General features: G+C 66.2%; 25 protein-coding genes, 1 other RNA gene and 1 pseudogene. 7 read left to right on the top strand and 20 right to left on the bottom strand.

The features are described from left to right. Positions 1-27: 27 nt before the first annotated feature. Positions 28-840, bottom strand: a complete 813-nt coding sequence (locus tag MRBLWH3_RS14375) for a siderophore-interacting protein (RefSeq protein ID WP_363433206.1) — start codon at positions 838-840, stop codon at positions 28-30. Between the two features lie 137 nt (positions 841-977). Between MRBLWH3_RS14375 and MRBLWH3_RS18445 the strand changes: the two genes are divergently transcribed. Continuing rightward, the gene (locus tag MRBLWH3_RS18445; RefSeq protein WP_414685377.1) at positions 978-1,838 is read left to right on the top strand and encodes an SRPBCC family protein; all 861 of its coding nucleotides are present in this window, start codon (positions 978-980) and stop codon (positions 1,836-1,838) included. Then, positions 1,835-3,343, top strand: coding sequence for a phytoene desaturase family protein (locus MRBLWH3_RS14365; protein WP_363433203.1), 1,509 nt, complete (start codon positions 1,835-1,837; stop codon positions 3,341-3,343). Before MRBLWH3_RS18445 ends, MRBLWH3_RS14365 begins: the two co-directional genes overlap by 4 nt. A 271-nt stretch (positions 3,344-3,614) precedes the next feature. On the opposite strand, the gene MRBLWH3_RS14360 is transcribed toward MRBLWH3_RS14365, so the two are convergent. Beyond that, complete coding sequence (locus tag MRBLWH3_RS14360) at positions 3,615-4,124, bottom strand: DUF2231 domain-containing protein (protein WP_363433200.1); 510 nt, start codon at positions 4,122-4,124, stop codon at positions 3,615-3,617. Between the two features lie 216 nt (positions 4,125-4,340). On the opposite strand from MRBLWH3_RS14360, the gene ssrA reads away from it, so the two are divergent. After that, positions 4,341-4,711: a transfer-messenger RNA gene (gene ssrA / locus MRBLWH3_RS14355) on the top strand. A gap of 563 nt (positions 4,712-5,274) precedes the next feature. On the opposite strand, the gene MRBLWH3_RS14350 is transcribed toward ssrA, so the two are convergent. From MRBLWH3_RS14350 to MRBLWH3_RS14300, 11 genes are all read right to left on the bottom strand, one after another. Beyond that, positions 5,275-5,439, bottom strand: coding sequence for a hypothetical protein (locus MRBLWH3_RS14350; protein WP_363433198.1), 165 nt, complete (start codon positions 5,437-5,439; stop codon positions 5,275-5,277). A 377-nt stretch (positions 5,440-5,816) separates the two neighbouring features. Next, the gene (locus MRBLWH3_RS14345; protein WP_363433195.1) at positions 5,817-6,035 is read right to left on the bottom strand and encodes a hypothetical protein; all 219 of its coding nucleotides are present in this window, start codon (positions 6,033-6,035) and stop codon (positions 5,817-5,819) included. 688 nt (positions 6,036-6,723) lie between these two features. Then, a complete protein-coding gene (locus tag MRBLWH3_RS14340; RefSeq protein ID WP_363433193.1) occupies positions 6,724-7,539 on the bottom strand; it encodes an alpha/beta fold hydrolase in 816 nt (271 codons plus the stop codon). Positions 7,540-7,674: 135 nt separating this feature from the next. Continuing rightward, positions 7,675-7,986 (bottom strand): SHOCT domain-containing protein, encoded by a 312-nt coding sequence (locus tag MRBLWH3_RS14335; RefSeq protein ID WP_363433190.1) that lies wholly within the window; start codon positions 7,984-7,986, stop codon positions 7,675-7,677. A 196-nt stretch (positions 7,987-8,182) separates the two neighbouring features. After that, positions 8,183-8,398, bottom strand: coding sequence for a hypothetical protein (locus MRBLWH3_RS14330; RefSeq protein ID WP_363433187.1), 216 nt, complete (start codon positions 8,396-8,398; stop codon positions 8,183-8,185). A 107-nt stretch (positions 8,399-8,505) separates the two neighbouring features. After that, entirely contained in the window at positions 8,506-8,790 is a 285-nt protein-coding gene (locus MRBLWH3_RS14325) for a hypothetical protein (RefSeq protein ID WP_363433185.1), read from the bottom strand. A gap of 103 nt (positions 8,791-8,893) precedes the next feature. Next, positions 8,894-9,142 (bottom strand): hypothetical protein, encoded by a 249-nt coding sequence (locus tag MRBLWH3_RS14320; RefSeq protein WP_363433182.1) that lies wholly within the window; start codon positions 9,140-9,142, stop codon positions 8,894-8,896. A gap of 95 nt (positions 9,143-9,237) precedes the next feature. Then, positions 9,238-9,621, bottom strand: coding sequence for an SHOCT domain-containing protein (locus tag MRBLWH3_RS14315; protein ID WP_363433179.1), 384 nt, complete (start codon positions 9,619-9,621; stop codon positions 9,238-9,240). Positions 9,622-9,728: 107 nt separating this feature from the next. Continuing rightward, a complete protein-coding gene (locus tag MRBLWH3_RS14310) occupies positions 9,729-10,328 on the bottom strand; it encodes a hypothetical protein (protein ID WP_363433177.1) in 600 nt (199 codons plus the stop codon). A gap of 175 nt (positions 10,329-10,503) precedes the next feature. Continuing rightward, on the bottom strand, positions 10,504-10,674 hold the full coding sequence (locus tag MRBLWH3_RS14305; RefSeq protein WP_363435537.1) for a DUF2252 family protein: 171 nt from the start codon (positions 10,672-10,674) through the stop codon (positions 10,504-10,506). 233 nt (positions 10,675-10,907) lie between these two features. After that, positions 10,908-13,274, bottom strand: coding sequence for an arylsulfatase (locus MRBLWH3_RS14300; protein WP_363433174.1), 2,367 nt, complete (start codon positions 13,272-13,274; stop codon positions 10,908-10,910). A gap of 239 nt (positions 13,275-13,513) precedes the next feature. Between MRBLWH3_RS14300 and MRBLWH3_RS14295 the strand changes: the two genes are divergently transcribed. Further along, entirely contained in the window at positions 13,514-13,972 is a 459-nt protein-coding gene (locus tag MRBLWH3_RS14295; RefSeq protein WP_363433171.1) for a DUF6325 family protein, read from the top strand. Between the two features lie 210 nt (positions 13,973-14,182). Continuing rightward, on the top strand, positions 14,183-14,866 hold the full coding sequence (locus tag MRBLWH3_RS14290; RefSeq protein ID WP_363433168.1) for a hypothetical protein: 684 nt from the start codon (positions 14,183-14,185) through the stop codon (positions 14,864-14,866). A 2-nt stretch (positions 14,867-14,868) separates the two neighbouring features. On the opposite strand, the gene MRBLWH3_RS14285 is transcribed toward MRBLWH3_RS14290, so the two are convergent. The 4 genes and pseudogenes from MRBLWH3_RS14285 to MRBLWH3_RS14270 form a co-directional block, all read right to left on the bottom strand. Next, positions 14,869-17,388 (bottom strand): LuxR C-terminal-related transcriptional regulator, encoded by a 2,520-nt coding sequence (locus tag MRBLWH3_RS14285; protein ID WP_363433165.1) that lies wholly within the window; start codon positions 17,386-17,388, stop codon positions 14,869-14,871. Between the two features lie 466 nt (positions 17,389-17,854). Further along, complete coding sequence (locus MRBLWH3_RS14280; protein ID WP_363433162.1) at positions 17,855-18,079, bottom strand: hypothetical protein; 225 nt, start codon at positions 18,077-18,079, stop codon at positions 17,855-17,857. A 407-nt stretch (positions 18,080-18,486) separates the two neighbouring features. After that, positions 18,487-19,608, bottom strand: coding sequence for a PLP-dependent aminotransferase family protein (locus MRBLWH3_RS14275; RefSeq protein WP_363435534.1), 1,122 nt, complete (start codon positions 19,606-19,608; stop codon positions 18,487-18,489). Positions 19,609-19,788: 180 nt separating this feature from the next. Then, positions 19,789-20,028 (bottom strand): annotated as a pseudogene (locus tag MRBLWH3_RS14270) (GntR family transcriptional regulator); the annotation flags it as partial. 112 nt (positions 20,029-20,140) lie between these two features. On the opposite strand from MRBLWH3_RS14270, the gene MRBLWH3_RS14265 reads away from it, so the two are divergent. Further along, positions 20,141-20,623, top strand: coding sequence for an antibiotic biosynthesis monooxygenase family protein (locus tag MRBLWH3_RS14265; protein ID WP_363433159.1), 483 nt, complete (start codon positions 20,141-20,143; stop codon positions 20,621-20,623). Positions 20,624-20,681: 58 nt separating this feature from the next. After that, positions 20,682-21,521, top strand: coding sequence for a cupin domain-containing protein (locus tag MRBLWH3_RS14260; RefSeq protein ID WP_363433157.1), 840 nt, complete (start codon positions 20,682-20,684; stop codon positions 21,519-21,521). 484 nt (positions 21,522-22,005) lie between these two features. Here MRBLWH3_RS14260 and MRBLWH3_RS14255 read toward each other — a convergent pair whose 3' ends face one another. From MRBLWH3_RS14255 to MRBLWH3_RS14245, 3 genes are all read right to left on the bottom strand, one after another. Then, positions 22,006-23,868, bottom strand: a complete 1,863-nt coding sequence (locus MRBLWH3_RS14255; protein WP_363433154.1) for a glycoside hydrolase family 15 protein — start codon at positions 23,866-23,868, stop codon at positions 22,006-22,008. After that, positions 23,865-25,331 carry a glucose-6-phosphate dehydrogenase gene (locus MRBLWH3_RS14250; RefSeq protein ID WP_363433152.1) on the bottom strand — a complete coding sequence of 489 codons (1,467 nt, stop codon included), beginning with the start codon at positions 25,329-25,331 and terminating at the stop codon, positions 23,865-23,867. The genes MRBLWH3_RS14255 and MRBLWH3_RS14250 overlap by 4 nt, the downstream gene beginning before the upstream one ends. Before the next feature lie 78 nt (positions 25,332-25,409). After that, complete coding sequence (locus tag MRBLWH3_RS14245) at positions 25,410-26,801, bottom strand: cytochrome ubiquinol oxidase subunit I (protein ID WP_363433149.1); 1,392 nt, start codon at positions 26,799-26,801, stop codon at positions 25,410-25,412. Positions 26,802-26,907: the final 106 nt, after the last annotated feature.

Raw genomic sequence — 26,907 nt, 5'->3', positions numbered from 1 at the left:
ATCAGACCCTAACCCGTCACTCCTGGGTCACTCGGGGAAGATCTGTCCCACCGGCAGCCGCTTCTCCGCCTGGAAGACATCCTCGGTGCGACCGTACGCCCAGTACGCCGACAGCGACAGGTCCGCCCGCGCGACGCCGCGCGCGAGCAGCAGCGGTCGCAGCGCCTTCATCGCGCCGCGCTCACCGTGCGCGAACACCTGCACGCGGCCGACCGGCCAGGCCGCAGCATCCACCGTCGCGACGAGCCGCGCTCCGGGAGCGTCGTGGTCCTCGTCGACCCACTGCACGACGGCACCCGAGGGCACCTGCACCCGATGCGCCGGCGAACGCGTCTCGATGATCGTCGTGACCGCCGTCCCCTCGGGCAGTGCCTCGAGCGCGGACCAGATCGCCGGGATCGCCGACTCGTCGCTGATCAGCACGTGGTGGTCCGCGGCGAGGTCGGGGGAGTAGCCCCCGCCCGGCGACAACAGGGTGAGGCGGTCGCCAGGCTTCGCCTTCGCCGCCCAAGGCCCCGCGACGCCCGTGTCGCCGTGCACGACGAAGTCGATGTCGATCGTGCGGGCGGCGGCATCCACGCGGCGGATCGTGTAGGTGCGGATCGTCGGCAGCTCATCGAAGGGCAGCGACTCACGCAGCGCCGACAGGTCGTACGGCGGCTCGAGGGTGCTGCCGACAGGCGGGAGGTACAGCTTGGCGTACTTGTCGGTCTCGGGCCGGTCGGCGAAGCCGGCGAACTCGTCGCCCCCCAGGGTCACCCGCACGAGGTCGGGAGAGAGCCAGGTGCTCCCGGTCACGAAGAGGGTGGTCTGCGGGCGCGGGGCACGAGGTGAGGTCACCCTTACATGCTAGGCAACGGATGCTGCATCCCGTGCCGCTCTGCCACACGCGAGCCCGCTGCGCAACCGGGTCGAGCGCCTGCCGTCGCGCTCCTATCGTCGTGCGAGTAGGGAACCGACCAGCGAGGAGCGAAGCGATGTCGCGCAACGTGAGGGTGCTGCAGTGCACCTCCGAGGACGTCTTCGAGGTGCTGGCGGACGGCTGGCTCTATCCGTCATGGGTTGTCGGCGCGTCGCGCATGCGCGAGGTGGACGAGACGTGGCCGATGGCCGACGCCGAACTGCACCATTCGTTCGGGGTGTGGCCCCTGCTCATCAACGACAAGACGGTGGTCGAAGAGTTCGTCCCCTCGCGCAGGATGGTGATGAAGGCGCGCGGATGGCCGATCGGTGAGGCGCGTGTGACCATCGACGTGAAGCCGCGCGGAGACCGATGCGTCGTCCGCTTCCAGGAAGAGGCCGTCGCCGGACCCGGACGCTTCGTCCCCGCTCCGCTGATGGACATCGCGCTCCACTGGCGCAACGACGAGACGCTGCATCGCCTCGCCTATCTCGCGGAAGGAACGGCGGCTCGCCGCGCCGCCGCGACGACGGCCGAGAGGGAGATGGCCGCATCGGGTGAGACGCAGCAGCTGGATGCCGCGCCCCCGGGCGATGCCGTCGGGTTCGGGGCGGCGAATCCCGGCGGAGATGAGGAAGGGGATCCTGCGATGTCGCCTGCGGGAGCCGGCTCTGAGCCTGTCGTCGTCCCCATCGGGGAGAGCGAGTCGCTGCCGCCCATGACGCCGGGCGATGACGGCGACTCGGCGCGTCCCGCCGTCGAGGAACCCGCCCAACGGCCGGCGGCGTCTCGGCCTCCCGACGTCGATGAGCAGGTCGCTCGGGCCGACGAAGCCGGGGCATCGACCGGGACTCCGGAGGAGTCGTGGAACTCGATGTCCGGCGCGGGCGAGTCCGAGCCGGTGACACCCGACGAGCACGGAGCGCCGCAGAAGTGAGCGGGAGGTCCCGGCGGGGCGGCACCGAGTTCGATGCCGTAGTCGTAGGGTCCGGTCCCAATGGCCTCGCGGCCGCTGTCACACTTGCCCGCGCGGGCTTTCGCGTGCGGGTCTACGAACGAGCCGACCGGCCGGGCGGCGGTGCGGTAACCCGCGAGCTGACGTTGCCCGGTTTCCAGCACGACGTCTGCTCGGCCGTGCATCCGATGGCGTTCGAGTCGCGATTCTTCCGGGAGTTCGGCCTCCGGGAGCGTGTCGAGTTCGTCACACCCGAGGTCTCATTCGCGCATCCTCTCCACGAACGTCATGCCGGAGTCGCCTACCGCGACCTCGCCCGCACCGCCGACGCGCTCGGCCCCGATGCCCTCGCCTACTCACGACTGCTGCGTCCCCTCGTCGAGCGTTCGACGCAGGTGTCCGATTTCACCGGGTCTCCGCTCGTGCGCGTGCCCGCCGACCTCCCGACCGCCATCACGTTCGGGCTGCGCTCCCTCGAGCAGGGGACCCCCGCATGGAATGCGCGCTTCCGGGAGGACACAGCGCCGGCCATGCTCACCGGGGTGGCTGCGCATACGATCCTCTCGCAGCCGAGCATCCCTGCCGCCGGTGCCGGCCTGGCCCTGACCGCGTACGCCCATGCGCGCGGCTGGCCGATTCCGCTCGGCGGGAGCCAGGCCATCATCGACGCGATGATCGACGATCTTCGCGACCACGGCGGCGAGGTCGTCGTGGACCACGAAGTGACCTCGCTCGCGCAGCTGCCGACCGCCACGGTCACTCTGCTGGATGTCACGCCGAAGGCGCTCATCCGCCTCGCCGGCGACGCCATACCCGACCGCTACCGACGCAGGCTGCAGCGCTTCCGCTACGGCGACGGCGTCGCGAAGGTGGATTTCGCGCTGAGCGAGCCGGTGCCGTGGAGTCACCCCGAGCTCCGCCGTGCCGGCACGGTGCATGTCGGAGGCACGCGGGCGGAAGTGGCGGAGGCCGAGAACCAGGTCCATCGGGGCCGGATGCCCGAGCGTCCCTATGTGCTGGTGTCGCAGCCGTCGCTGTTCGACCCCTCCCGAGCGCCGGAGGGAAAGCACACGCTCTGGACGTATACGCACGTGCCCGCCGGCAGCCCCGTCGATCGACGCGAGGCGGTAACCCGTCAGATCGAGCGCTTCGCCCCGGGCTTCCGCGACACGATCCTCGCCACCAGCTCCCGCACTGCGCGCGAGGTGGAGCGCCACAACCCGAACTACCCGGGCGGCGACATCGCGGCGGGCGCCCCCGACCTCCGGCAGCTGTTCAGGCGGCCGGTGCTGAGCCCGAACCCCTGGCGCACACCGATCCCGGGCGTCTACCTCGCCGGCGCGTCGGCCGCCCCCGGGCCGGGCGTCACGGGGCTTCCCGGATGGTTCGCCGCCTTGAGCGCGCTCCGGCACGACTTCGGCACACGCGCCGTGCCCGACCTGTCGCCGCGCCGGCCGACGGCCCGATCAGCCCGGTCGCTGCCGTGAGCAACGCACAGCGACCGGAGGCCGTCGTAATCACGGGCCTCCAGTGGTGTAGGTCGTGCGACCTGGTCGTGCCGACTGATGTCTCGCTCAGCCTGGAGCTCCACGGAACGTCGTCGGACAGCCTCGGCACGGTGCGGGAAGCGCCGGGGAAGGCGGATCCGACGACGGGCGGGGTGGCGGTCGATGCGTCCCCGATTCGGAATCGGTGCAGCCGCTGCGGCGCGCTGACCCGTTCCTCGCTCGCCCGCCGGTGAGCGCCGAGGCGACGAGATCAGCGGAAGCCTTCCATTTGGGTGCGCTCGTCGGCGACGCGCACACCGTAGCGGTAGGCCAGCTTCCCGCCGAGCCATCCCGAGACACCCAGCACGGCCAGCCCGACGATCGTGAGAACGAGACCCCAGATGCTGACCTCGTCGTCATCGTCGGCGGACAGCCGCACGAGCAGGTTGATGACGAACAGCACCACCACGCCGAGATTGAGCGCCATGTGAGTGGTCGCGGTCCGACGCGCCATCGTGCTGCGACCGAGCTGGAGGTAGTCGAGGAAGCCCCAGATCGCGGCCAGCACTGCGCCGATGAGGCCGATGATGATGAGGATCCACGCGCCGCGGATGTAGGGCGCCGGGTCATCCGATGCCAACCCGATGACGTCGAAGACGAGGCTCGCCACCCAGGTGCCGATCGGGATCGTCACCAGGATCGGGTGAAACGGGTGTCCGTACGGGCCGGCGAGCGCGGTGCGCGGTCGCTTGGCGCGCTGCTGCGGGGTGTTCGCTGACATATGTCGCTCCTCGTGTGGGTTGAGCCAGCCGACCATCGAGTGCGCTGCTTCGCACGGGCCTTGACACGTCGGAGAAGGAGTGTCCTGCGTGAGCGGAATGGCGGTGGCGCAGCATCCGTTGTATTCTGATGTGCTCGGATGCTTCGGCGCCGGGTTATGGCAACTCCACAGTGTGACAGCGGCCCTTCGCAAGAAGGACACCTCGAATGAGGTCACGGGGATGATCGGTTTCGACATCGCCTGTGAATCTGCGAGAAGCGGGCCGAGGATGCAGGGTTATCTCGTGAACGCTCCCTGCAAACCAATAACTGCCGAAAAGAAGCAGTCCGACTTCGCCCTCGCTGCCTGAGCAGCGAGCCCGAGTCCGTCAATCCGTGACTGATCCCGTCACGGGTATTGGCGTCATCTAGGGATCTTGCTGCGTGACGTCGCCTGAGCGTCACGCGGGACTCTTTTCAGGATGGGCTTGTCGACTTAGGTGTCTGTGACAAAGGTCGGAGCCGAGGAGAACGCTCGCACAGACTGCGCCCGGAGAATCCGCAGTATCCCAGCGATGGACGGGGGTTCGATTCCCCCCATCTCCACGAACCGCTGTCACGGAGTTGAAGCCCCGCGATCCCCTGGAAGCATGGGGATCGCGGGGCTTTCCTTTTTCGTCGCCAAGAGCGCCGAAACCCGAATCGCCCACATACCTCTCGCGCATATAGGTCGAGAAGCGTGTCCGAAACCGCTAGTTGCAGGTTTCGGACCGCGTGCGGGGGTGCGAGACGGAACGCGCCGTCAGTTCGTCCACAGCCGACCAATGTCGACGTTGAGTGCTGTGCACGATTTCACCGCTCGCGATCTGAAGGTGCGAATGCCGTTGGTTCACCGCGCGTCGGACCTGATTCTCATGTTCGAGCTGGGCGACCGACGGCCACGGCGTCGCTTGTCTAGCGTCTCTGCACACACGCCGACCGCTCTTCGAACGCCGTCCACTCATGCGCCCATGTCAGGTCCGGGGCTGCCACAGCGTTCGGTGCCGTTTGATTCCGCGTCGGACTTCGCCAATGCCCATGGTCAACCCTCGCTCTGAGGGGGGAGAGGCTGGGGCAGCGTTGTCCGTCAGCGTCGGGAACGGCGTGCCCGTCCGGCCGTCGATCGGACCTCGTCAGCCCATCGGTGCCGGGCGTATCACCATCGGGCCGCCGATGTCGACGATATAGGTGAGGGGCAGCGGCCCGAACACGTCTGAACTCTCGCCGCCGTGCTGGAGCGGGAAGGCGACGACGAGCTCGATACCTAGGCGGCGCACGTTGCCGACCAGATAGTCCACGTCTCGGATTCGCTTGAGCCGACCGCTCACCCGTCGTCGCGATCTCGTATCGCTCGGGGGCCGTGTGAACGTCACCCGATAATTGATGTCCAGGGCGCCGAGATCCCTGACGGCACATGTGCGAGCGCGGGAAGTGTCCACACCTGATAGTCCCATGAGTTGCGGACGATGTGTGGTGGATCCTGTCGTCGCCGACACACGCGACCTTGCCCAGCGACAACGGGAACTCCGATTGTGGGGCATTTTCGTGACCGTACCCAGCGAGCGCCGTCAGCGACCACTTGGTGCGCAAGCCGGTCGCGCATCGGGCGACTGAGAGTTTGGGCCAGCAGGCACCGTTCGGCGACGTGAGAACGGCGAGGCACGGCAGCGACCCCTCATCCGCCCTGCTCTGCTCGTAGGCGACCACAGTCAGCCCCGTGAAACTCGTTGTAGCGCTGGCCGTCCTCCACGCCCACTCCGAACATGACGTTCGGCCAATCGGCGTCGGGATCGGCGTGCAGCACCGCGACTTGGTCGGGCGCGGCTGGTTGCAGAAGCATCACCCCGATACCGAGCACGAAACCCACCAACACGCCTGCGGCAGTCCAGAGCACGGGTATCCGCCTCCGCCACCACACCGGCGACTCCACAGTGACAGCGGGCTCGCTCACGCGCCCTCACCGCATGACAACACGAGAGATCACACGCGAACGGATACACCACTCAAAAGGACTTGACGGGCGCCGAGTAAGTCTCCCCGCAGACTCGCTCCGATGGCTTGTCCCCCGAAAGGGGGACATTTAGTGTGTGTTGAGCGTGATGTGTCGGAGTCCTGACGACTCACTCGACCGGACGCTGAGCTGGGGAGTTCCTGGGGCTGGGGTCGCTGACTTCTCCGCTGGCGCGGGGCGGTCCCTCGGACGTAACAGATTGTGGCTGAGACGTCCGAGGGACCTAAGCATCACCCGACGCATCACGCGCCCACTGGGGAGGGGCCGACACTGGGGATGCCGTGCGACGCGAACAGACACGGGCTCCGCCTGCGCCCACCATATTGGTCCCAGGAGACACCCTCCAAGCAATTCGGCATGTGAACGATTGACTCTTCTCTCAGTTCAACCCGTGACTTCTCGCGCCACCGGACCCCCCGACGTCGGATCACGACGCATCAAGCACTTCAGGGTCCACGGCCGTGCGTGGCGTTCCGCTTTCGACGGTCGGCGCTCCGCTGCGCCCGAGAACTGCGGTGAGAGTGACCGGCGGGACGAGCAGCTACCGCCCTCAGGCTCCTTGAGAACGCTGCTATCCGTGGTGGACAGGTGGGTGATTTGCTCCCCGGTGCACTTCGAATGCCTGTGTCAGCCCCGGCGAGTTCGGGTCGTCGGTAATCGGTCTGTCCGCCATGAAGAGGCGGATAACGTTGGCCAGCTCCCCCGGGTGGCTGAAGTTGATCGCGTGGGCGGCACCTTCGATGAGCACAATCAGTACGCGGCTGTCCGTCTGGTTCGCCACCTCCTGCACGCGCTCCCGGCCCGGCAGCAAGGGGTCCCGCTCTCCTATGACGACGAGCGTCGGCACCTGAAGCGCGAAGAGTCGCTCGAGGGAAGGATACTGTGTCAGCGCCTTGAACAACTTGAATGTGCTGGGGACGCCGAAGCGCAGGTAGTCCGGCGTCGCGACGGTGATCATCTTCCGCGGCTCGAGCCCGCCGTCCTTGGCCAACTGAATCACTGCGCGACCCAGCGGCCGGTTGTTCGGGCCGCCTGCAGGCGAGACCAGGATCGCGCGGTCGACGCGCTCGGGGTAGTGGTGCGCGAACTCCAAGATGACCGGGCAGCCCATCGAGTTGCCGACGAGACTCGTCTTTGCAACCTCGCGGTCGTCGAGGAACCTTGCCGCGGCGTGCGCGAGGTCGGGCACGTCCAAGGCGTCCTTCGGCTTGCCGCTGCGACCAAACCCCGGCAGGTCGGGCACGTATGTGTGGTATTCGTCGGCGAGGAGCTCGGCGGTCGGGAGGAGATAGCGACCCGAGAGCCCGAAGCCATGGAGGTGCGTCATTACGGGAGCGTTCGGGGGGTCGGGGGACTCGCGGTAGAAGACATCGACCCCGTCGATCATCGTCCATTTCTCTGCCAGAGCCGACGCAGGGCGGCTCGGAGTGCGCCGCCCTCGATGCCTGTAACTGGCCTTCTCCGGGTTCTTCGCCACAACGAACTCCTTTCGGTCGTCGGGTTCCGCCAATCACCTGAGCGTTCAGCCGAGGAGTTTGGCCTTGGCTGCACTGAACTCCTGGTCCGATATCAGGCCTTGCGTGCGCATCTCGCCGAGCCGGCTCAATTGCGCCGTCAAGTCCTCACCGCCTGTAGACGGCGTGGCGAGCATCGGAGCGGCTCCTTGCTGTGCGGCGACCGCTTGCGCGGCCGATGCATCGACCCGAGCCCGCTCCTGCTGTGCCTCGGCAGCCTGTGTTTCCGCTTCCGCTTCAGCCTTCTTCGCCTGGTGCGATGCAACGCCTCCGGCAACAGCCGTCGCCGTCCCCGCCACGACGGCTGTGCGCGCTGCCATTCCCATCAAACCCCCGCGACCTCTTCTGCGAAGCGGCATGGCGTTCTCCCTCCGTCGACGTGTACTTGTCAGGTCAGCATCGCCGCGGGCACGCGGCCGGTCGTCATCCTCCCCGGGTGATCTCAGGGGATGGCCAGCGACCATCAATGGTCTTTCGCTGCGAGGTGGTTCGAGCGCTACCGCACCGCCCGGCCGATCAGTCATCGGTTTGGACGGGGTTCACCGAGACCACCTCGATGTTCAAGTCGTCCAACATCTCCAAGATCCCAAGCAACCGGGCCTGATCGGCTATGGCGCCGACGATCACTGTCAGGCCTGCATTGTCCGTGCCGACGGCGAATCCTTCGAGAGCGAAGACGAGCTCAGGCCCAAGGCGGCCGCGGACCACGATCTCTACGACGCGAGCGCTCATACCAGGTCCGTTCCTGGCGCGAGCGGCTGCTGCGCCTAGATGCCAGCGTGCGACTTGTCTGCCGCATCGGCGTCATCCGTGTGGGATGATTCCGAGCGAGGTTCAGCTCAGCGCGGAGATGAGCCGGGAGACCGAACAACATCCCACCGAGCGCCCGCGGCGAGCCCCCATGAGCCCGCGTCGATCTGCGCAGCCATATGGCTGATAGCTGCCAAGCTGTCACCCGCGTCCAGTTCGGCGTTCGCGATATCGAGCACAACGAGAAAAGGGGCACGGCCGGCCGAGCCGTCGTTCAACCCGCTCTGCACGTCCAGCGACTGCCGCAGACGGGCGGGAACCGCCGTGCCGGAAACCACCTTCTGACCGAGCGCCGCGTCGGTCGAAGCGAGCATCGTGGACAGGAGGACGATAGACGCCAGCACTACCCGGGAAGACGAGTGCTGCGACCCCCACGCCAGCGAGCATCGTCAGCGGCGACCCGATCAGCAGAGGGCCTCACGGCCATCGGAGCTCGTGACGGAGTGAGCGCAGGTCAAGCCGAGTTGCATCGCTGAAGACGAGAAGGACGAGCGCAATCTCGGCCACTCGCTGAACCACCGCAGTCTCCAGCGAGACGTCGAAGACCCCGGCGGTCGACGCGGCGAGTGATTCGGCCGCCGTGAGAAACAGCGCCGACGTGATCCCGTGCCGATCAAGTGGCCGCGAGAGCGCACTCCAGACGATGATGGTCGTCAGCACGGTCAATGCCGCAACCATACGGATCCCGCACGAAGTGCGCGACGACCTGAAGCGCTCGTCGAGCCCAAAGCATCACGACCATGTCTTCGAGCCGTTCGCCATCACGCCGTGACGAGAGCGCGGTTCTTCAAAGTGTCGAACTCGGCCTGAGTGATCGCACCCGAGTCCAGGAGGCGTTTGGCGGACTCGATCTCGGCGCCAGGCGAGGAAGTTCCGGCGGCCGCCCGAATTTGGCTGTCCGTCTCGGCTTGTGCTTCCTGCGCCCTTGCGGCCTGCCGTTGGGACATCTTCCCGCCCCGCGCGATGAGATAGATGAATGCGGCCAAGAACGGCACGAGGACCAGGAACAGGGCCCAAAGGGCCTTGGCCCAGCCGCCGAGATCCGGGGCGCGGAAGACATCCATGATGACAGTGATGAAGATCCAGATGCACGTCACGACGACGTAGAACCAAAACATCCAGACAAAGAAGTCCCAAATATTCACGATGATCGACCTTCGCGTTCGAGCGGACGCTCGGTTGCTCCGCTGGTTGGGTCAACGTATCGACGCTCACTCAACGGCGGCATCATCCGGACGGGGTGACATCGCTCTCAGCCGGTGGTGATGGGTTGCCCCAATGCGACGGCCACGCCAGCGATGAGCCCGATGCCTGCGATCGCAAGCATGATGACGCGCGCACGTACGTACTCGAACCGCTCGGCTATCGCGCCGAAGAAGAGCGTCACCGCGAACAGGAGGGTCGTCAAGGTGTAGACGTCCGAGTAGGTGTTCGCGTCCTCTCCGTCGGAGAACAGCTCGTCAGCGCGCGCTTCCCACTCCGCAGCGTTCTGGTCAGCGGCAAGCTGGTATTCGGGCATCGCCAGGGGACTGGGAGGCGCCTGCGGGTGCTGCAATGGATCGAGCGCGATCCAGGCGTCGAACGCGACGGCGAACTCGTCACGAAATCGATCCCGGTAGAACTCCGCGACCTCCGCGTTCCCGCTGATCTCCGCGTCGATATAGTTCTCGAACACGCTCAAGTCCGCGATCCTGAATTGATTGGCGGCGCTGCGCTGCTGCGCGGCGTTCGTACGCGCGCCGGAGGCCTGCGTGTAGTCGCTGGATTGGATGCCGTCCCACAACGAAGCCTGATACCCGCTCCACGCCGTCGCCACAGCAGTAAGTCCGAGCAGGAGCACGATCACGATCACGATTACTGGCTGTGGAAAGGTCCTGCGATGGCGTGTCAGCGGTATCCTTGCTGGTCGGATTCGTGTCGTCGGACATGACTCGTTCCTTTCCGGTTCGGCCTCTCATGGCGCGATGCCGGCACCGGGTAGCCCCCCGACGTCTGCCGATCCCTTCGAGTCATGGAGCTGCCCGAGATCAATGTCGCGCTCTACGCCGTCGAGCCCTGGTTGTCTGTGCCAACCGAGGAAGATGTCGCTGGCAGCCTTGAAGCAGCAGTGGATCCGAGTCGCCCCGACCACGCATCAGCACGATCCAAACACGAGTGCCAACGCTGCCGACGCCGACGACCTCGCGCGCGAAGTGCACGTAGCTGAATTCGGCCACAACCCCCAGCTGGCCTCGACGACGTCGACGAGCTTCGTTAGCGTGCGGGTGCTGTCGCGCGTCGGGGCCTTCATGAGCGCAGCATCCGCCCGCGCCGCGCCCGAGCTGCACCCGGCCGGCGAAGCTGCCGTCGTGGATGTCGCCGGCTGACGCGTCGTCGAGGCAGGGACTGTGTTCGACATGGTGTCGACTTTCCGAGCATCGACCACCACGGACTACTGCCTGGCCATCGCGACGCGGAGGCGTTCCTCGGGATCGATGAAGTGGTCGTGATCATCGTCACCGAGGTCGATCTGCACCCAGTGGATCTTGCCCGTGAACCGGCTGTGCTGGGTGGTGTAATCCGTACTCACCGGCGTACCTGCTTCGTAGCCCACATCCGTGGTCTCGTCGCCGGAGAAGATCATGGCCTGGGTCATGCCGACGCGGCCGGTGCCCACGACTTCCCCGTCGTAGTACAGGGTTACGCCGCCACCCTTGGCAAGCCCGCCCCCGTCGTAGGCGAACTCCATCCGCACCTGGTGCGTGCCCACCGGAATGGCTCTTTCAGCTTCGGTGGCGAACGCGTGGATTCCCAGCACGTTATACAAGAATCTCGCGGAGCCGTCGATGGCGTACAGACTCCAGCCGCCGAAGCGCCCACCCTGCGCGATGATCACGCCGTGCGCGCCGGACTCGGGGACGGTCACTTCTGCGGTGACCGAGAACGATTTGTTCTTGATGTTGACGACACTGCTCTCGGAGAGTCGGCCCATGCCGGGGAACAGCAGTTGCGAGGTGCCGTGGATGAGGCTGGGACGACCGGCGATGTCGGGATTCAGCCGCTCGCCACCGCGATCGTCGATGGGCAGGACGTTGTACTTGACAGCCTCGATAAGCCACAGCCGCTGCAGTTCGTGCAGCCTTTCGGGCTGCTCGGCCGACAGGTCATGAGACTGGCTGTAATCGGTCGTGCCGTCGTACAGCTCCCAGACATCGTCGTCGAACGCCGGCAACGCGCCGCCGACCATCAGCCAGGGAGTGCGATGCTTGGTGACCGCGCTCCACCCCTTGTAGTAGACGCCGCGGTTGCCGAACATCTCGAAGTACTGCAGGTCATGACGCTCGGGGCTGTCGGCGTCGTTGAAGGAGTACAGCATGCTTGTCCCCTCCATCGGTGACTGCTGCACACCGTTGACCATCGTCGGCTCCGGAAGGCCGGCCGCCTCAAGGACCGTCGGAGCGAGGTCGATGACGTGCGAGAACTGCGATCGCAATCCGCCCTTCTCCTCGATTCCGCCCGGCCAGTGCACGATGGTGCCGTTACGGGTGCCGCCCCAGTGCGACGCGACCTGCTTCGTCCATTGGAACGGCGTATCCATCGCCCACGCCCAGCCGACGGCGTAGTGATTGTACGAGGCGGGCGAGCCCAGCTCGTCGAGTTTGGAGGCCATGAACTCCGCTGATTCGAGCGCGGCCATTCCGTTGAAGTTGGCCAGCTCGTTGAACGCCCCGTTGAGGGTGCCTTCGGCGGAGGCTCCGTTGTCGCCCACGATGTAGTAGATGAGCGTGTTCTCGAGGATCCCGAGGTCCTCGATCGTGTCGATGACTCGTCCTACGTGATAATCCACGTGCTCCATGAAGCCGGCGTAAACCTCCATCTCGCGCTCGAGGACGGGCTTCAGCTCATCGGGCATGTCATCCCACGCAGGGATCTCGACGTGACGCGGGGTCAGCGCCGCGTCCGACGGGATCACCCCGAGCTCTTTCTGACGCGCGAACGTCTTCTCTCGCTGCACATCCCAGCCCTCGGCGAACTTGCCCTGGTACTTGTCAGCCCATTCCCTTGGAACGTGATGCGGTGCGTGGGTCGCCCCCGGGGCGAAGTAGACGAAGAAGGGCTTGTCAGGCATCAGGGCCTTCTGAGTCCTGATCCACGTCGCAGCGTGGTTCGCGAGGTCCTCGGTGAGGTGGTAGCCCTCTTCAGGAGTCGCCGGTGGTTCCACAGGGGTCGTCCCGTCATAGAGGGATGGGTCCCACTGGTTGTTCTCACCACCGATGAAGCCATAGAAAGTCTCGAATCCGCCACCCACCGAGGGCCACGCATCGAACGGTCCCATGGGGGAGGACTGCCAGACCGGTACTTCGTGGCACTTGCCGAACTGCGCCGTCGAGTATCCATTGAGCTTGAGCGTCATGGCAAGCGGAGCCTTCGTGTTCGGTCGCAACGAGCTGTTGCCCGGGGCCGACGTAGCGGTCTCCGTGATGCTTCCCATTCCGACCGAGTGATGGTTGCGCCCGCTCAGCAGCGCCGCCCTCGTCGGCGCGCACAGCGCGGTCGTGTGGAAGCGGTTATAACGGAGGCCGCCCGCGGCGAGCTTCTCAGCGTTGGGCGTCGCGCACGGCCCTCCGAACACGCTGGCCGCGCCGAAGCCTGCGTCGTCGATCAGGATCACCAGCACGTTGGGCGCGCCCGCGGGCGGGCGCAGGGGGGTGATCGGCGGAAAGGCGGTGTCCGGATCCTTCGCGTCATAGGTGGTGTGAGCATGGGCGGGCCGATCCGGGATCGGGAGCATTGTGCGAGCGTGCGCATCGGACGACATGATCATTCCCCTTAGTCGGACGGATTCGTCGCGCCCACCGTAGGCCCGAGATGTCACCTGGCCCGTCACCCAGCGAGGGTGATAACGCTCACTCCGAGGAGTCGGATGCAACATCACACCTTCTGGGTGACGCTTCTGGCCACGGTCCGCGGATAGCCTTCGCGGGAACGGGATGACGCACCGTGAGGCGCAGCGGGCGATGCAGTCGTGAGATGGAAACCGAGAAAAGGACGAATGAAATGACTGAGCAGGATCTATCGACACTGGGGCCCGTTGACTTCCTCGTCATCGAGTTCCCGTCGGGACACCAGAATTTCACCGGAGAGATCGCGCAGGAGCTCCTGCGATTGGTGGATGCCGGTACCATCCGGGTGATCGATGCCCTCGTCCTCACGAAAGACGAGGACGGGAACATCGACGCGACGGAGTTGGCGGACGCCGGCGATCTCGGCGAACTCGTCCAACTCGAGGCGCAGCTCGCGGAATTGCTGGCTGCCGACGACGTCGTCAATCTCGCCAACGCAATGGACCCGGGAAGCGTTGCGGGCGTGCTCGTGTACGAGAACCTTTGGGCTGCCCCGTTCGCGGACGCGGCCCGCCGAGCGGGCGGTCAGCTCATCGCGAACGGTCGTATCCCGACCCAGGCCATCATCGCCTCCCTTGAGGCGGACGAAGCACTCGAAACGACGGGAGCCTGACATGCCGATCCGGGCAGCACGTGTAGGACGAGTGGGCGTTATCGGTGCCCCCGTCGCCAAGACGGCCGTCGTTGCGGCTGCAGTCCGCCCTGGACCGTCGCCGGTCGCCAAGGCGGCGGTCGTTGGCGCGGCGGTAACCCCAGGGCGCCGTCGTATTTAGACCCAGCCGGACGTGGACCCGAGCCGACGCCGAGCAGCCGGAGGAGAAGGATGGTCGGCGATCACCTGGCCAGAAGACAGCTGGATTCGCCCCGGTCTGCGGCGATAGCAGGCGTGCTCTTCGCGCTGCTGTTCGCCGCCGGCCTGGCGCTTGTCCGCTCCGCGTTGCCCGTCGAGGTCGTGGCGGGAGTCGAGTGGCTGAACGAGAGCGCCAGAGTGCGGATGAACCTGGGACTGGCGCTCGTCCCGTTCGCGGGAATCGCGTTCCTGTGGTTCATGGGCGTCGTCCGCGACCGGTTCAAGGAATCGGAGGATCAGCTCTTCTCATCGGTATTCATCGGAAGCGGGCTGCTCTTCTTGGCAATGGTGTTCGTCTCCGCCGCCATCGCTGGAGGCACCGTCGCGGCGGTTCCGCTCGCGACCGATGACGCGGGTCGTGCCGAGGTCGCCAACTTCGGCCGGGCGATGATGCTGCAGGTGAGTAACATCTATGCCCTGCGGATGGCGGGGGTGATGCTCATCGCGCTCGGAACGATGTGGCTGCGCACCGGGGTCATGCCTCGCTGGCTGGCATTCACGACCTACGGCGTCGCGATCGTGCTGCTTTTCGTGACGAGTCTCAGCGCATGGGTGGTTTTCATTTTCCCGGCGTGGGTGCTCGCGGTGAGCGCCTTCATCCTGTCTCTCAATTTCCGGAACCAGGGGACGGGGCCGCGAAGAGCTGGCGGTGAGTGAGATCAGAGCGTGTATGTCTCGGCGGAAACGGTGAGCAGACCGAGTTCTCGCGCCCGTGCAACGGCATCGCTGCGACGCAACACATCGAGTTTGCGATAGATGTGCGCCGTGTGTGTCTTGATGGTGTTCACCGAGACATAGCATCGTGCGGCAATCTCAACATTCGTCAGCCGCGTCGGCAGATACGCCAATACTTCGAGTTCACGCGAGGTGAGCGGTTCGGCGAGCTGATCAGTTCCTCCGCGGCCGACGCGCTGCGAGAGCCGCACCACCAGACTGCGGAACCGGTCCGGCGGGCCGGGGAGTGCGTCAATGAGCTGGCTCACTGCGCGACCCGCTCGGATGAACGGATGGACCAGCCATTCTGGGCCGGCGACCTCAAGCGCGGAGACCAGCTCGGCACGGGACGGTGCGCTGTGTCCCTCCAGCGCAAAGAGCCAACCGCTCAGAATTCTGTGTTCGACCTCGGAGGCCGGCTTCTGGGAATCAGCGCGGAATGGGATCTGCTCCAGGCGTTCCCGCGCCGTGGGCAGGTTGGCTTCCGCCAGCAAGGCGGCGATCTCTTCGAACGCCAGCATCGACCAACCGCGCTGCGGCTCGATCGCTTCATGCGGCTCGCCGGCCTGTCGGGCCGCACGGTGCCTGGCTGCGAGAAGCGCTCGCCGCACGATCGGGGGCGGTGATCCCGTCGGCTCGATGGCCGTCACGTCGGTGCCGAGAGGGTCGATCAGCTTGGAGGCCGCATGAGCAATCCACATGATCTGTGAGCGCTGATTGGAAGCGGCCCGCAGATTTCCTTCGTGCAGCGAGATCGCTCCGACCTCGGGCTCACCTCGCTGGATCGCCACAATGGCGCGCGCCAGGTACGCGTCAGCCGTCGACGAGTGGGCGAGAAGCGAGGTCTCCCGCGCGATGTCGAGCGCTTCATCCGCGTGCTGCGTCGCCGCGCGCAGACTGCCGCTCCATGCCTCGACCACGGACAGGACCCCGAAGCAGTGAATACGAAACGGCGGGTATCGTCCCCCCGCGGTTCCGAGAGCAGTCTCCAGCCATCCACGCGCCTCGTCAAGCTGACCGAGGTACAGGTGTGCGCGGCCTGCGGAGACGCACGCCATCGTCATCAGTAGCTCACGACTTGTGAGCTGGAGGATGTCCGGAACCACCACGTCGGACAGCTCTTGGAGAAGGCGAACGGCATTCAGCGCGTCTGCCAGATAGGTTTCTGGGTGCGGACGGAACGGGACGATCGCCGAGAGGTACGCGGCCGCCACCAGCCGGTGCCCGTCGTCGGTTGCGGGATCAGAGATGATCTGTCGGAAGGTCTCCTCGGCCTCGACCGCGCGTCCCGTCATGCCCGACATGATCCCGTAGAGCACCCGGACATCTGGACGAGCGACGCGCACCTCCTGGGGGACCATGGACAGCCACCGAGTGACCGTCGCCGTGTGACCGAGCTCGTACTCCCGGCGGCCACGCTGCAGAATGAGGTCCAACGCGTCCGACCACAGTCGAGCACGCAGAAGGCACTCGACGGCTGCGGACGAGTCATCGGCGGCCAGATGCCACGCCGCCGCCCTGCGCAGCAGTCGGACCTCGGCACCCGGATCCGACGCTCGCAGTCGATATCGCAGCAGATCGCGAAACAGGTGATGGAACCTGTACCAATCCCGTCGCCCGGGGACGGGAAGGACGAACATCGACTCGTCCTCGAGGTCGCGGAGGAATCCCCCCGCATCCGGTGCATCGGTGAGGGTGTGTACAAGACCTGGACTCATCTCATCGAGCACCGAGAGCGCGAGGAGCGCCTGGCGGCGCTCGGGAGTCTGCGCGTCAAGGACCTCCTGGCTCAGGTAGTCGACGATCTGCCGGTCGGTCGCGTCGAGCGCGTCCACGACGGCATCCGAACCGGAATGCAGTCTCAGAGTCAGCGCGACCAGCTGAACCCCCGCCGCCCAGCCCTCGGTGTGGCGAAGCACTGTTGCGGCGGTGTCTTCATCGACATGTCGCCCTGTGATCTGCATCAGGACCGCTGCCGTGTCGGTCTGATCGAAGGCCAGCTCAGCGCGCCGGAGCTCCACTAGTCCGTGCTGCAAGCGGTGGCGACTCCACGACAGGCGCAGGTCGGTGCGCGACGAGAAAATGAGATGCGCATTGGCGGGCAGGCGATCGGCAAGAATCCACAGGTCCTCGACCGTCGACCGATTGGACAGGTGGTGAAGGTCGTCGAGGATCACGACCACCTGCCGCCCGACATCCTCCAGCGCGCCACCGAGAGCCTCCACCATGTCCGCCCCGAGCCCACCGCCCGGCTCGCCGAGCGTGGCCTCAAGGTCGCTCAGCCGCGGGTCGACCGCCTCCAGTCGCGCCACGATGCGTTGGGCAAAGTGCACCGAGTCGTCGTCGGCGGCTTCCACATCGATCCACGCCACTCCGAGATCCGGTCGCGACTGAATCCATTGCGAGAGCAGCACGGTCTTTCCTGCGCCGGCCGGTGCGACGATCAGCGTGAGCGGTGCAGACATCCCCAGGTCTAGTTGTCGCCGAAGCACTGGGCGATCGACTGCATGAGGTGGAATCCGACGGGTTGCGAGCATGCCGCCCTCCCGCTCAGTCCCGGCGAGAGGCCTGCGCTTTACGGATCATCCCACGTGGGCGACGGCAAATCGAGTGCTCTGTCGAACGCTCCGGTGTTGGACACGGTGAGACGGTCCGTGGCGGCGGTCAGCAGAGTGGGTGGCTCGAGGCAGGGCAGTTCTGCGACGGCAAGCGCGAGCTGCGCGGCCGCATGAAAGGGATCCGACTTTGAACACGGCCGTGGGCCTGCCAGGAAGGATCACCCAATTGTCCAGACCATCGGCAAGAAGAAACGCCCGCCATCCCTGCTCACTTATGCCGCCGAGAACAGGCACGCCACCCCGGTGATGCCAGGACCGAGGCCACCCATCGAGGAGTCACACGAGAGTCCTTGAGCGCGCGTCCGGCTTCCGCTCAGTCGAGCAGATGTCGGAGGTATCGCTCGGGCGCCGCGAGGTACGACCGCCATTGTGCGACCAGTTCCAGGTCCTCCCAGCGCGACGGCCGCATGCCCCATTCCCCGACTTCGATGATCTTGGCGCCGGGAACGGAAGCGAGGATGGGCGAGTGTGTCGCGCACAGCACCTGACCGCCGTCGGCCGCGATACGGTGCAGCGTCGCGGACGTTGCCGCCACCACCGTCGGACGACCGGAAGCGAGGGGTGGTCAGGTCATGACGGCCAGGGACCAGCACCAACCGGCGAGCTCGCGCGCGATCGCGGCGATGGCGACGACGCTGCGCTTCCCGCGTGCCTGGAACTCGATCCGGCCTCGTACGTCGCCGCGACCGGCCCGGGAAGGTCTGACATCCAAGACACGACCTCGGCCATCGCGGCACCCCAGCGCCGCCCCCGTACGAACGCCCCGGTTCGCTCATCGATCGCGGCCGCGACCACGCTCCGCGTGCGCATCCAGCCCGACTCGTCCGCTCGGTAATAACTGGGGCCTCCCTCACACATGTGGCTCGGCAGGCCGGAACACCCCCGGCCCGCAACCCACCTTCTCTGCGAGGGGAGGCCCCAGGCTCAACACCTCAGAGCGTCCAGTCAGTCCTCTGGCATCTCCGTGGCGGCGGACTTCTCGAGCATCCGGATGATGTGCCCGAGGCGGCGTATCGCTGGGCCGAGATCCCGGTCACGGTTGCCTGCGAATCCGAGCAGTAGGGCCGGGGGTTGCTTGTTCTCGTCGGTATGGAGTGAGAGGGGCCATGCCGGGATCCCTGCACGTCGTGCGTGCTCCGCGACCGTCACATCGTTCAGTCGATCGGGGAGCCACCCGACAACGTGCAGGCCGTGCGGCGGCGCCTGGATCCGGAGGACGTCGCCGATCCGTGCGCTCTCGGTGACGAGTTGCTGCTGTCGTTGGCGATAGAGCACTCTCATCTTGCGCAGATGCCGTGCGTAGTGCCCCTGTGCCATGAAGTCCGCGAGCACCGCCTGATCGAGCAAGTGGGTGTGCATGTCGGTCGCGAGGTGTGCGGCGACGAACCCGTCCACGATCTCCGGTGGGGCGACGATGTAACCGAGCCGCAGCCCGGGGAACATTGTCTTGCTGAAGGTCCCGACGTAGATCACACGACCGTAAGGGTCGATAGCGTGCAACGCCGCCAGTGGGCGCCCTTGATACCGGAACTCGTTGTCGTAGTCATCCTCCACGATCCAAGACTTCGCGCGGCCGGCCCACTTGATGAGCGTGAGACGCCGTTCAAGGCTCATCGTTGCTCCGAGCGGGAACTGGTGCGACGGCGTCACGTACGCGATTCGCGCGTCCGGCTCGCGAACGATCGCTTTCTCGACATCGAAACCCCGCGCGTCGACGGGGATCGGAACGATCCGCGCGCTCGCTGATGCCAGCGCGGCGCGAGTGCCGAGGTATCCGGGGTCCTCGATCCATGCGGCGTCGCCGGGATCGAGGAGGAGTCGTGCGCTGAACTCGAGCGCTTGCTGTGACCCGGACACGATGATGACCTGCTTCGGATCGCAGGTGACACCGCGTGTGGTCGCGATCCGCTCGGCGATCTGTTCCCGCAGCGGCCCGTAGCCGGCAGGGTCGGCGTAGTTCATGATCGAGCGTTCCCCCCGGCGGACCCTGTTCGCGTAGAGGCGCGCCCACAGATCATGAGGGAAGTCGTCCAAGCCCGGCTGTCCGACCTGGAAGATCGTGGCCATCGGCAGATGGAGGGGGGACGGTGGAAGAGGCATCCGACGCGACCCCAGGAGCGCATCACCCCGCCTGGAAAGCGCGGACCTTGCCGACGCTTCCGCGAGTGTCGTGTCCCCCGCGGTGACGGCCACACCGGGCAGTGGACGCTGCGCCAGGTCGGGAAGGCTGCGAGCGACGAAAGTGCCCGCTCCTTGCCGGGCCTCGACGTAGCCCTCGGCGTGCAGCTGGGTGAACGCCGCAAGCACCGTGTTCCTGGAGACCCCGTTCTGCACCGCGAGTTCCCTGCTGGAAGGAAGCTTCGATCCGGGCGGCAACTGCCCGTTCAGGATGGACGTCCTGACCTGCTGGTAGAGCGCGCGGTAGGACGGTGGACGCCGACCAGATTGTTTCTCGAAGGGCTCATGGGCGTTTCGCGCGGATGTCACGTGGTTCCCCCTCGGTGCGTCAACTGGATCTGTGAAACGTCCCGTCTGGCTCTGAAACTAGTACCACTTCGCCCGCGCCACGTGGGAAACCCGAGACCGGAAGGCCCGTTCGATGCCCATCTACCTCAGCATGCAGCGTGTTCGCTTCTCGAGCCCCGACGCGTACGAGAAGTTCAAGGTGGTTTTCGGTGACACCCGCCACCACCTGATGAAGTTGCCAGGCTTCCTCCACCTCACGTGGTGGGAGCATCCCGACGACCCGACGTGGTTCAACGAATGCAGCTTCTGGACCAGCAAGAAGGCACTCTACGACTGGCACATGGACACGTACCACAAGCACGCCAAGGCGTGGGCGGCCAACGGCGCCATCATGGAGGACATCATCACCAACTTCGAGTTGGTGGGCACTCGGCTGCTGCGCATCTGCCCCACCTGCGGAGAGCTCCAAGACAAGAAGTACGAACTTGCTCAGGAGCAGGCCGTGCTCGCGGAGCAGTGTCCGAACTGCGGCTTCCACTTCCCCGTGCTCGGCGAGCAGCCTTCGAGCTTCGCCGTGTTCAAGGATGTCGATCCTGCCCTCGTGGCGCAGGACTGACGCCCACCGCACCACTCCACCACCGTCAAAGAATCGAACAAGAGCGAGGAGCAGAGCCATGACCATAGTCGAGAGCAGCCACCGAGTCGTCGTCGCCAGCCGCAACGAGAATCCTGCCGAATGGACTCCCTTCGAGTGGGAGGATCCGGTGTACGGCCCGCAGGTCAAGGGCGAGGTCGCCGTCATCCGACCGGACGGCACGTCCGGCTCGGTCATGGCTGGGCTGTGGCGTACAGGACGCGGGATCGCCGGATGCGCGGAGGACGGCTCATGTCTGGTCGACTACTCGGCGCCTCTAGGTGACGAGACCATGGTGATCCTCGAAGGGACCGCCACGATCACCGAGGTCGCTTCTGGTCGGACCCACCAGGTCGGTGCCGGATCAATCGTCGCCAATCCCAAGAACGTGGACCTGCACTGGGAGATCGCCGCTCCGTTCCTGAAGAAGTTCTGGGTCATGTGGGACAGCGAAATCCCCGGAACCCCTGAGACCGATCTGATCATCGGCACCATCAGTGACAATCCAGAGCACTGGACTCCGTACGAGTGGGTCGAGCCCGACCATGGTCCTCAGACGTGCGGCGAGCTGACGACCGTTCGCGCCACGGGGAGCACCGGAACGCTGGTCACCGGACTCTGGCGCACCGGCGTCGGAATCGCGGGATGCGCGGAGGACGGCTCGTCGACGATTCCCTACACCGCGCCGCTCGGTGACGAGACGATGCTCATCCTCGAAGGCACCGCGCATCTGCGAGACGAGGTGACCGGCGAAGAGTACGAGCTCCAGGCGGGCGATGTCGTCGCTCTACCGGGTGGTCATCCTGTGACGTGGACCTCGCACGCCCCGTACGTGAAGAAATTCTTCGTGATCACCGACGCGAACCAGACCACCGAGTGAAGGAAAAGCGCCGGTCGGACCGTCCCGCCGGCCGGCGCTTCCTCACTGGGGACAGCATGGACTCGCTGAACACCCGTCGATTTTCGCGTCGCCGCGCTACTCACGTCGTCCGCAGAGACTCTCGATCTGACAAGGGAACCGGAAACGATGAGGATCAGATCCGAGCGGCCGGTCGAGCGGCACCCTGCGCGTGAGGGCTGGTCCGCGGCCGCCGCCGCCGCGCTTCGGTCCCACCTGTCACGGCTCGCCGCGGAGGAAATCGCGCACGCCCGTCGACACGGTGCAGTCACGCCAAAGGATGTCGCACGCATCGGGCACGCGCTCGACGCTTTCACTGCACACCTTCTCGACCGGGTCTGCGTGAGTGCCGCTCGATCCGTGGCAGAGGGGTGTGACCATCAATTCGCCGCCGCGATAGCGCTGTTGTTCGATGTAGGACCCGCTCAGTCATCGCTCATCGTTCCCTCTCGTCAGCAGGGGGCGGTCACAGCGACAGCTCCTCGAGGCGCTCGGCGAGGATGATGCGGGCTGCCGCCTCGATGAGCGCCAGGTGGGAGAACGCCTGCGGGAAGTTTCCCAGGTGGCGTGAGCGGCCCACTTCGAATTCTTCGGCGTAGAGGCCGAGGGGCGATGCGATCCGCAGAAGTCGTTCCAGCAGATTCGCGGCCTTGGCGCGCTCCCCGATGATCGAGAACGCCGAGACCAGCCAGAACGAGCAGATCAGGAAGGTGCCTTCCTTGCCGGAGAGCCCGTCGTCGGTCTCTCCGGTGACGTACCGCAGCACGAAGCCATGCTCCGTCAACTCGGAGGCAATGGCCTCGACGGTCGCGCGGATGCGTTCGTCGGTGCCAGGGAGGAAGCCGAAGACCGCAGCGAGGAGCGTCGAGGCGTCGAGGGCGTCGGTGTCGTAGTGCTGGCGGAGCACGCCGCGGTCGCTGACGCCGTGAGCCAGGATGTCGGCGCGGATCTCGTCGGCAGCCTGCGACCAGGTCTGGTGAAGTGCCTCGTCGCCGCGGATCGCGGCCAGCTTCGATGCCCGGTCGAGTGCGACCCACCCCATGAGCTTCGAGGACACGTAGTGCTGAGGAGCGCCGCGGGCCTCCCAGATGCCTTGGTCCGGCTCACGCCATGCCGCCAGAGCGCCCTCGGCTTGGGATTTGACCAGCGGCCACAATCGCCGAGGCAGATGCTCGTTGCGACGCGTGTGCAGCAAGAGCGAATCGAGCACCGCGCCGTAGACGTCGTTCTGACGCTGGTCGAACGCGCCGTTGCCGATCCTCACCGGACGGGCGCCCTCGTATCCCGACAGATCGTCTCGCGTGGACTCGGTGAGATCGCGCCGGCCGTCGATACCGTACATGATCTGCAGACCGCCGTCGGGGTTGGGCTCCAGATCGGCGATGAACTGCATGAACTCGTCCGCCTCCCAGTCCAGATTCAAGTAGTGCAGGGCCTGCAGGGTGAAGGTGGTGTCGCGCATCCAGGTGTAGCGGTAGTCCCAGTTGCGTTCGCCGCCGGGCGTCTCGGGAAGGGATGTCGTGAGGGCTGCGACCGTCGCCCCTGTCGGCATGTAGGTGAGCCCCTTGATCGTCAACGCCGACCGTTCCAGGAACGGACGCAGCGAGTGGTCGGGGATGCGGGCGCGCGCGAGCCAGCGCCGCCAGAAGAGCACGGTGCGCTCGATCCGTGCAGCGGCATCCTCCGCATCCGAGGGGGACGCGAGACCATCGGCCCACGAGATCGCGCAGAAGGCCTTCTCACCCTTCGTCAGCGTGTGCCGCGCGCGCGCAGCGCTGCCCTCGAGCCCGATGGACAGCCCCGTGCTCAACCGGAACGACCGACCGGCACCGGCGGCGTCGGCGGCGTGCCATTCCTCGTCGACCATCGACCAGTCCGCCGACTGGCGGCCGTAGTCGAAGACCGGCTCGCACACCAGCTCGATCTCGACCGAACCCTCCAGACACTCGACCAGGCGCACGAGGACGTGCTCCGCGTCGACATCGGACGGTGGTCTGGTGTGCGGAGTGACGAGATCAGGACCTGTGCGGGGCCCGAGGGTGAGCGCGTCATGCACCAGCAGCCAGCCAGTGGGTGTGTGCCAGGTGGTGGTCAAGACGTTCGTGCCGGGCACGTATGAGCGGTGGTTCGGCACATTGATGCCGTACGGGCCGAACCGGAACGAGCCCGCGCCGCGGTCGAGAAGGTTGCCGAACACGCTGGGCGCGTCGAACGCGGGGATGCAGAGCCAATCGACCGAGCCGTCGGGGGCGACGAGGGCGCCGGTGTGGCAATCCGAGAGGAACGCGTAGTCGGCGATGGGTGGGAAGGGGGAGTGGTCGAGGCTCACGGCGTGTCCTTCTTCGGGGGTTCGACGATCCACGGCCCCTGCCATCCGCCGTGATCGGCCACGAGCGTCGACGCGATGGCCGGGCCCCAGCTTCCCGGGGCGTACGGATGGACGGGCGGCGGATTCTCGATGAGCGGGCCCATGATGCGCCAGTTCTCCTCCACGATGTCCTGGCGCTTGAAGCGGCCGGAGTCGCCGACGATGGCCGCATGCAGCAGGACTTCGTAGGGCGTCGCGCCCTCGCCGCCTTCGTCGGCGAACTCGGCGTCGAGGGTGATCGCCTGTGGTCCCTTCCCGTCGGCGCGGTGGGCGTCGACGATCAGACGGGCGCCGGTCGACGGATCCAGCTTCACCACGAACTCGTCGCGCACCGGGCGCCGGTCTTCGCCGCCTCCCAGCCCGAGGTGCACGGGCGGCGGCTCGCGGAACACGACCCGAAGCTCTGTCTGTGTGACAGGGAGCCGCTTGCCGGTTCGGATGTAGAAGGGGACGCCCTGCCAGCGCCAGTTGTCGATCTCGAGTCTGAGGGCGGCGTACGTCTCGGTCGTCGATCCCGGTGCGACGCCGGCGATCTCCTGATAGCCGTCGTACTGTCCCCGCACATAGTGGGCGGGGTCCGCGGCCTTCACGGCGCGGAACAGCGTCACCGCGGCATCCCGCAGCGCCTCCGTGCCCTGCGCGGATGGTGGCTCCATCGCGGCTGCGGCGAGTACCTGCATGAGGTGATTGACGATGACATCCCGCAGCGCGCCGACTGGGTCGTAGAAATGACCCCGATCCTCCACCCCGAAGCTCTCGGCCATCGTGATCTCCACGCATTCGACGTAGCTGCGGTTCCACAGCGGCTCGAGGATGGTGTTGGCGAATCGGAGGTAGAGGATCTCCTCGTAGCCCATCTTCCCGAGATAGTGGTCGATTCGATAAAGCTGCGACTCGTCGACGGATCGGTGCAGGTCGGCCGCGAGTTCCTTCGCCGACTCCAGATCGTGACCGAACGGCTTCTCAACGACGACTCGTCCGCCCTGCGTCAGTCCGGCTCGGGCGAGCCCTTCGACGACCCTTCCGAACAGGAACGGCGGGATTTCGAGATAGAACACCGGATGCCGGCTGCCGCTGATCGCGTCGCTGACCCGCTGATACGTGGCCGCATCGCCGAAATCGCCGGCGACGTAGGCGAGTCTTCCGGCGAATCGCGAGAACACCTCCTCATCGAGCGGTTCGCCCGTCGCGACGATCGAGTCGCGAGCGCGCTGCACCAGCTGCTCGAGCGACCAGTCGTCCACCGCGACCCCCACGATCGGACAGTGCAGCAACTCGCGCCGCTCCAGCCGGTAGAGGGAGCGGAATGTCATCACCCTTGCGAGGTCGCCGGTGATCCCGAAGACGACGAGGACGTCGGCGACAGCCGACCCCTGGTCAGGTGCCGGCGGCGGGGAACTCGCCTGGGTTGTCGACGTGGTCATTGCGCTCCCTCTCGGATGGATCGATGATCGCGAACCACACCTCGGCGAGATTCATGCGTGTCCCCTGATCACATCGAATCAGTAGGTCAGCGCCGGAGCGTCGAGGCTGTCGGATGGGGACTCGGCCTCCGAGGCATCCAGGTCGCGCCGCGCGAAGCGGAGCATCAGGACGATATCGAGCACGAGCAGGAGCAGGAACACCGCGTAGAAGGCGACGAGGCTGATGACCACCTCGGCGGCGGACACCGAGCTCGATACCCCGTCGGCCGTCTTCATGAGCCCCTGCACGACCCATGGCTGGCGCCCGCTCTCGGTGAGCATCCACCCAGCCGTGTTCATGAGGAACAGAAGGGGGACCGACCACGTCGCCAGGAACAGGAAGACGCGGGATACCGGCAGCGTCCGCCGCGCCGCCAGCCACACGCCCCACAGCGAGAACAGGAAGAACAGCGTCCCGAGGTACGCCATCACCCGCATGGACCAGTACTGCATCCGCACATCCGGCACGTAGTCGCCCGTCCCGTACTCCGCCCCATCCTGCGCCTGCAGCTCATCGAGACCGACGACCTCGCCGTCCCACGAGAGGGTGGCCAGCAACGACAGCAGATGCGGCACCTGGATGATCTTGATCGGCTCCTGATCGGAGCTCTCGAATCCGCCGACCTGGAACAGCGAGAACGAACACGGCTGGCACGTCTCCCACTGGGCCTCGGCCGCCGCGATCTTCATCGGCTGGTACGTCGTCTCGATCACGCCCAGCTGGCTTCCCACCCCCAGCTGCAGCAGGGTCGACGGCACGAGCACGGCGAGCGACAGCAGGGCGGACGTCTTGAACAGCGGGTGTCCGCGGCGGAGCTGCCATGCCGACACCGCGAGCATCACGACGGCTCCGGTCACCAGAGCCGCCAGGATGACGTGGATGTAGCTCCAGATGAAAACCGGGTTGGTGAACAGGTCGCCGATGGAGGACAGCGTCGGGCGACCTGTTTCGGGATCAGCGGTGTAGCCGACAGGATGCTGCATCCACGAGTTCGCGGCCATGATGAACGCCGCCGAGAGCGCGGCACCCGCCGCGACGAGCCACGCTGAGAGGAGATGGAGCCTGCGGGGGAGCACCTTCCACCCGAACACCCACAGCCCGAGGAACGTGGATTCCAGGAAGAACGCGGCGAGCCCCTCCATGGCCAGCGGGGCGCCGAAGACATCGCCGACGAACACCGAGTACGCCGACCAGTTCATGCCGAACTGGAACTCCTGAACCAGCCCCGTGACCACGCCGATGGCGACGTTGATCAGCAGCAGCGTCCCGAAGAAGCGCGTCAGACGCTCATGGCGGCTCGCCCGGGTCCGGTACCACCGCGTGTGAAGGATGGCCGTCAGGAACGCGAGGCCGATCGTGACGGGCACGAAGAAGAAGTGATAGATGCTCGTCGAGGCGAATTGCAGGCGGGCGAGGTCTGTCGGATCCACGTAACGGCCTCTCACTGGCCGGCGCAAAGGCGCTCCGAGCGGGAGGACGCCTTCCGGTTCGGGTGCGCGCGGCCGTGGAACCCGCGTACCCTGCAACAACGCGTTT

The organism is Microbacterium sp. LWH3-1.2 (genome assembly GCF_040675855.1).
GTDB lineage: Bacteria > Actinomycetota > Actinomycetes > Actinomycetales > Microbacteriaceae > Microbacterium.
The sequence above is the reverse complement of the archived record's forward strand: the minus strand, read 5'-3'. Positions and strand labels throughout refer to the sequence as shown.

Coding starts and splice junctions, on each gene's coding strand:
- MRBLWH3_RS14295 (WP_363433171.1), top strand. CDS start 13,514: ATGACTGAGCAGGATCTATCGACACTGGGGCCCGTTGACTTCCTCGTC.
- MRBLWH3_RS14290 (WP_363433168.1), top strand. CDS start 14,183: ATGGTCGGCGATCACCTGGCCAGAAGACAGCTGGATTCGCCCCGGTCT.
- MRBLWH3_RS14260 (WP_363433157.1), top strand. CDS start 20,682: ATGACCATAGTCGAGAGCAGCCACCGAGTCGTCGTCGCCAGCCGCAAC.
- MRBLWH3_RS18445 (WP_414685377.1), top strand. CDS start 978: ATGTCGCGCAACGTGAGGGTGCTGCAGTGCACCTCCGAGGACGTCTTC.
- MRBLWH3_RS14330 (WP_363433187.1), bottom strand. CDS start 8,398: ATGAGCGCTCGCGTCGTAGAGATCGTGGTCCGCGGCCGCCTTGGGCCT.
- MRBLWH3_RS14360 (WP_363433200.1), bottom strand. CDS start 4,124: ATGTCAGCGAACACCCCGCAGCAGCGCGCCAAGCGACCGCGCACCGCG.
- MRBLWH3_RS14340 (WP_363433193.1), bottom strand. CDS start 7,539: ATGATCGACGGGGTCGATGTCTTCTACCGCGAGTCCCCCGACCCCCCG.
- MRBLWH3_RS14250 (WP_363433152.1), bottom strand. CDS start 25,331: ATGACCACGTCGACAACCCAGGCGAGTTCCCCGCCGCCGGCACCTGAC.
- MRBLWH3_RS14275 (WP_363435534.1), bottom strand. CDS start 19,608: ATGGCCACGATCTTCCAGGTCGGACAGCCGGGCTTGGACGACTTCCCT.
- MRBLWH3_RS14335 (WP_363433190.1), bottom strand. CDS start 7,986: ATGGCAGCGCGCACAGCCGTCGTGGCGGGGACGGCGACGGCTGTTGCC.
- MRBLWH3_RS14325 (WP_363433185.1), bottom strand. CDS start 8,790: ATGCTCGCTTCGACCGACGCGGCGCTCGGTCAGAAGGTGGTTTCCGGC.
- MRBLWH3_RS14285 (WP_363433165.1), bottom strand. CDS start 17,388: ATGTCTGCACCGCTCACGCTGATCGTCGCACCGGCCGGCGCAGGAAAG.
- MRBLWH3_RS14265 (WP_363433159.1), top strand. CDS start 20,141: ATGCCCATCTACCTCAGCATGCAGCGTGTTCGCTTCTCGAGCCCCGAC.
- MRBLWH3_RS14300 (WP_363433174.1), bottom strand. CDS start 13,274: ATGTCGTCCGATGCGCACGCTCGCACAATGCTCCCGATCCCGGATCGG.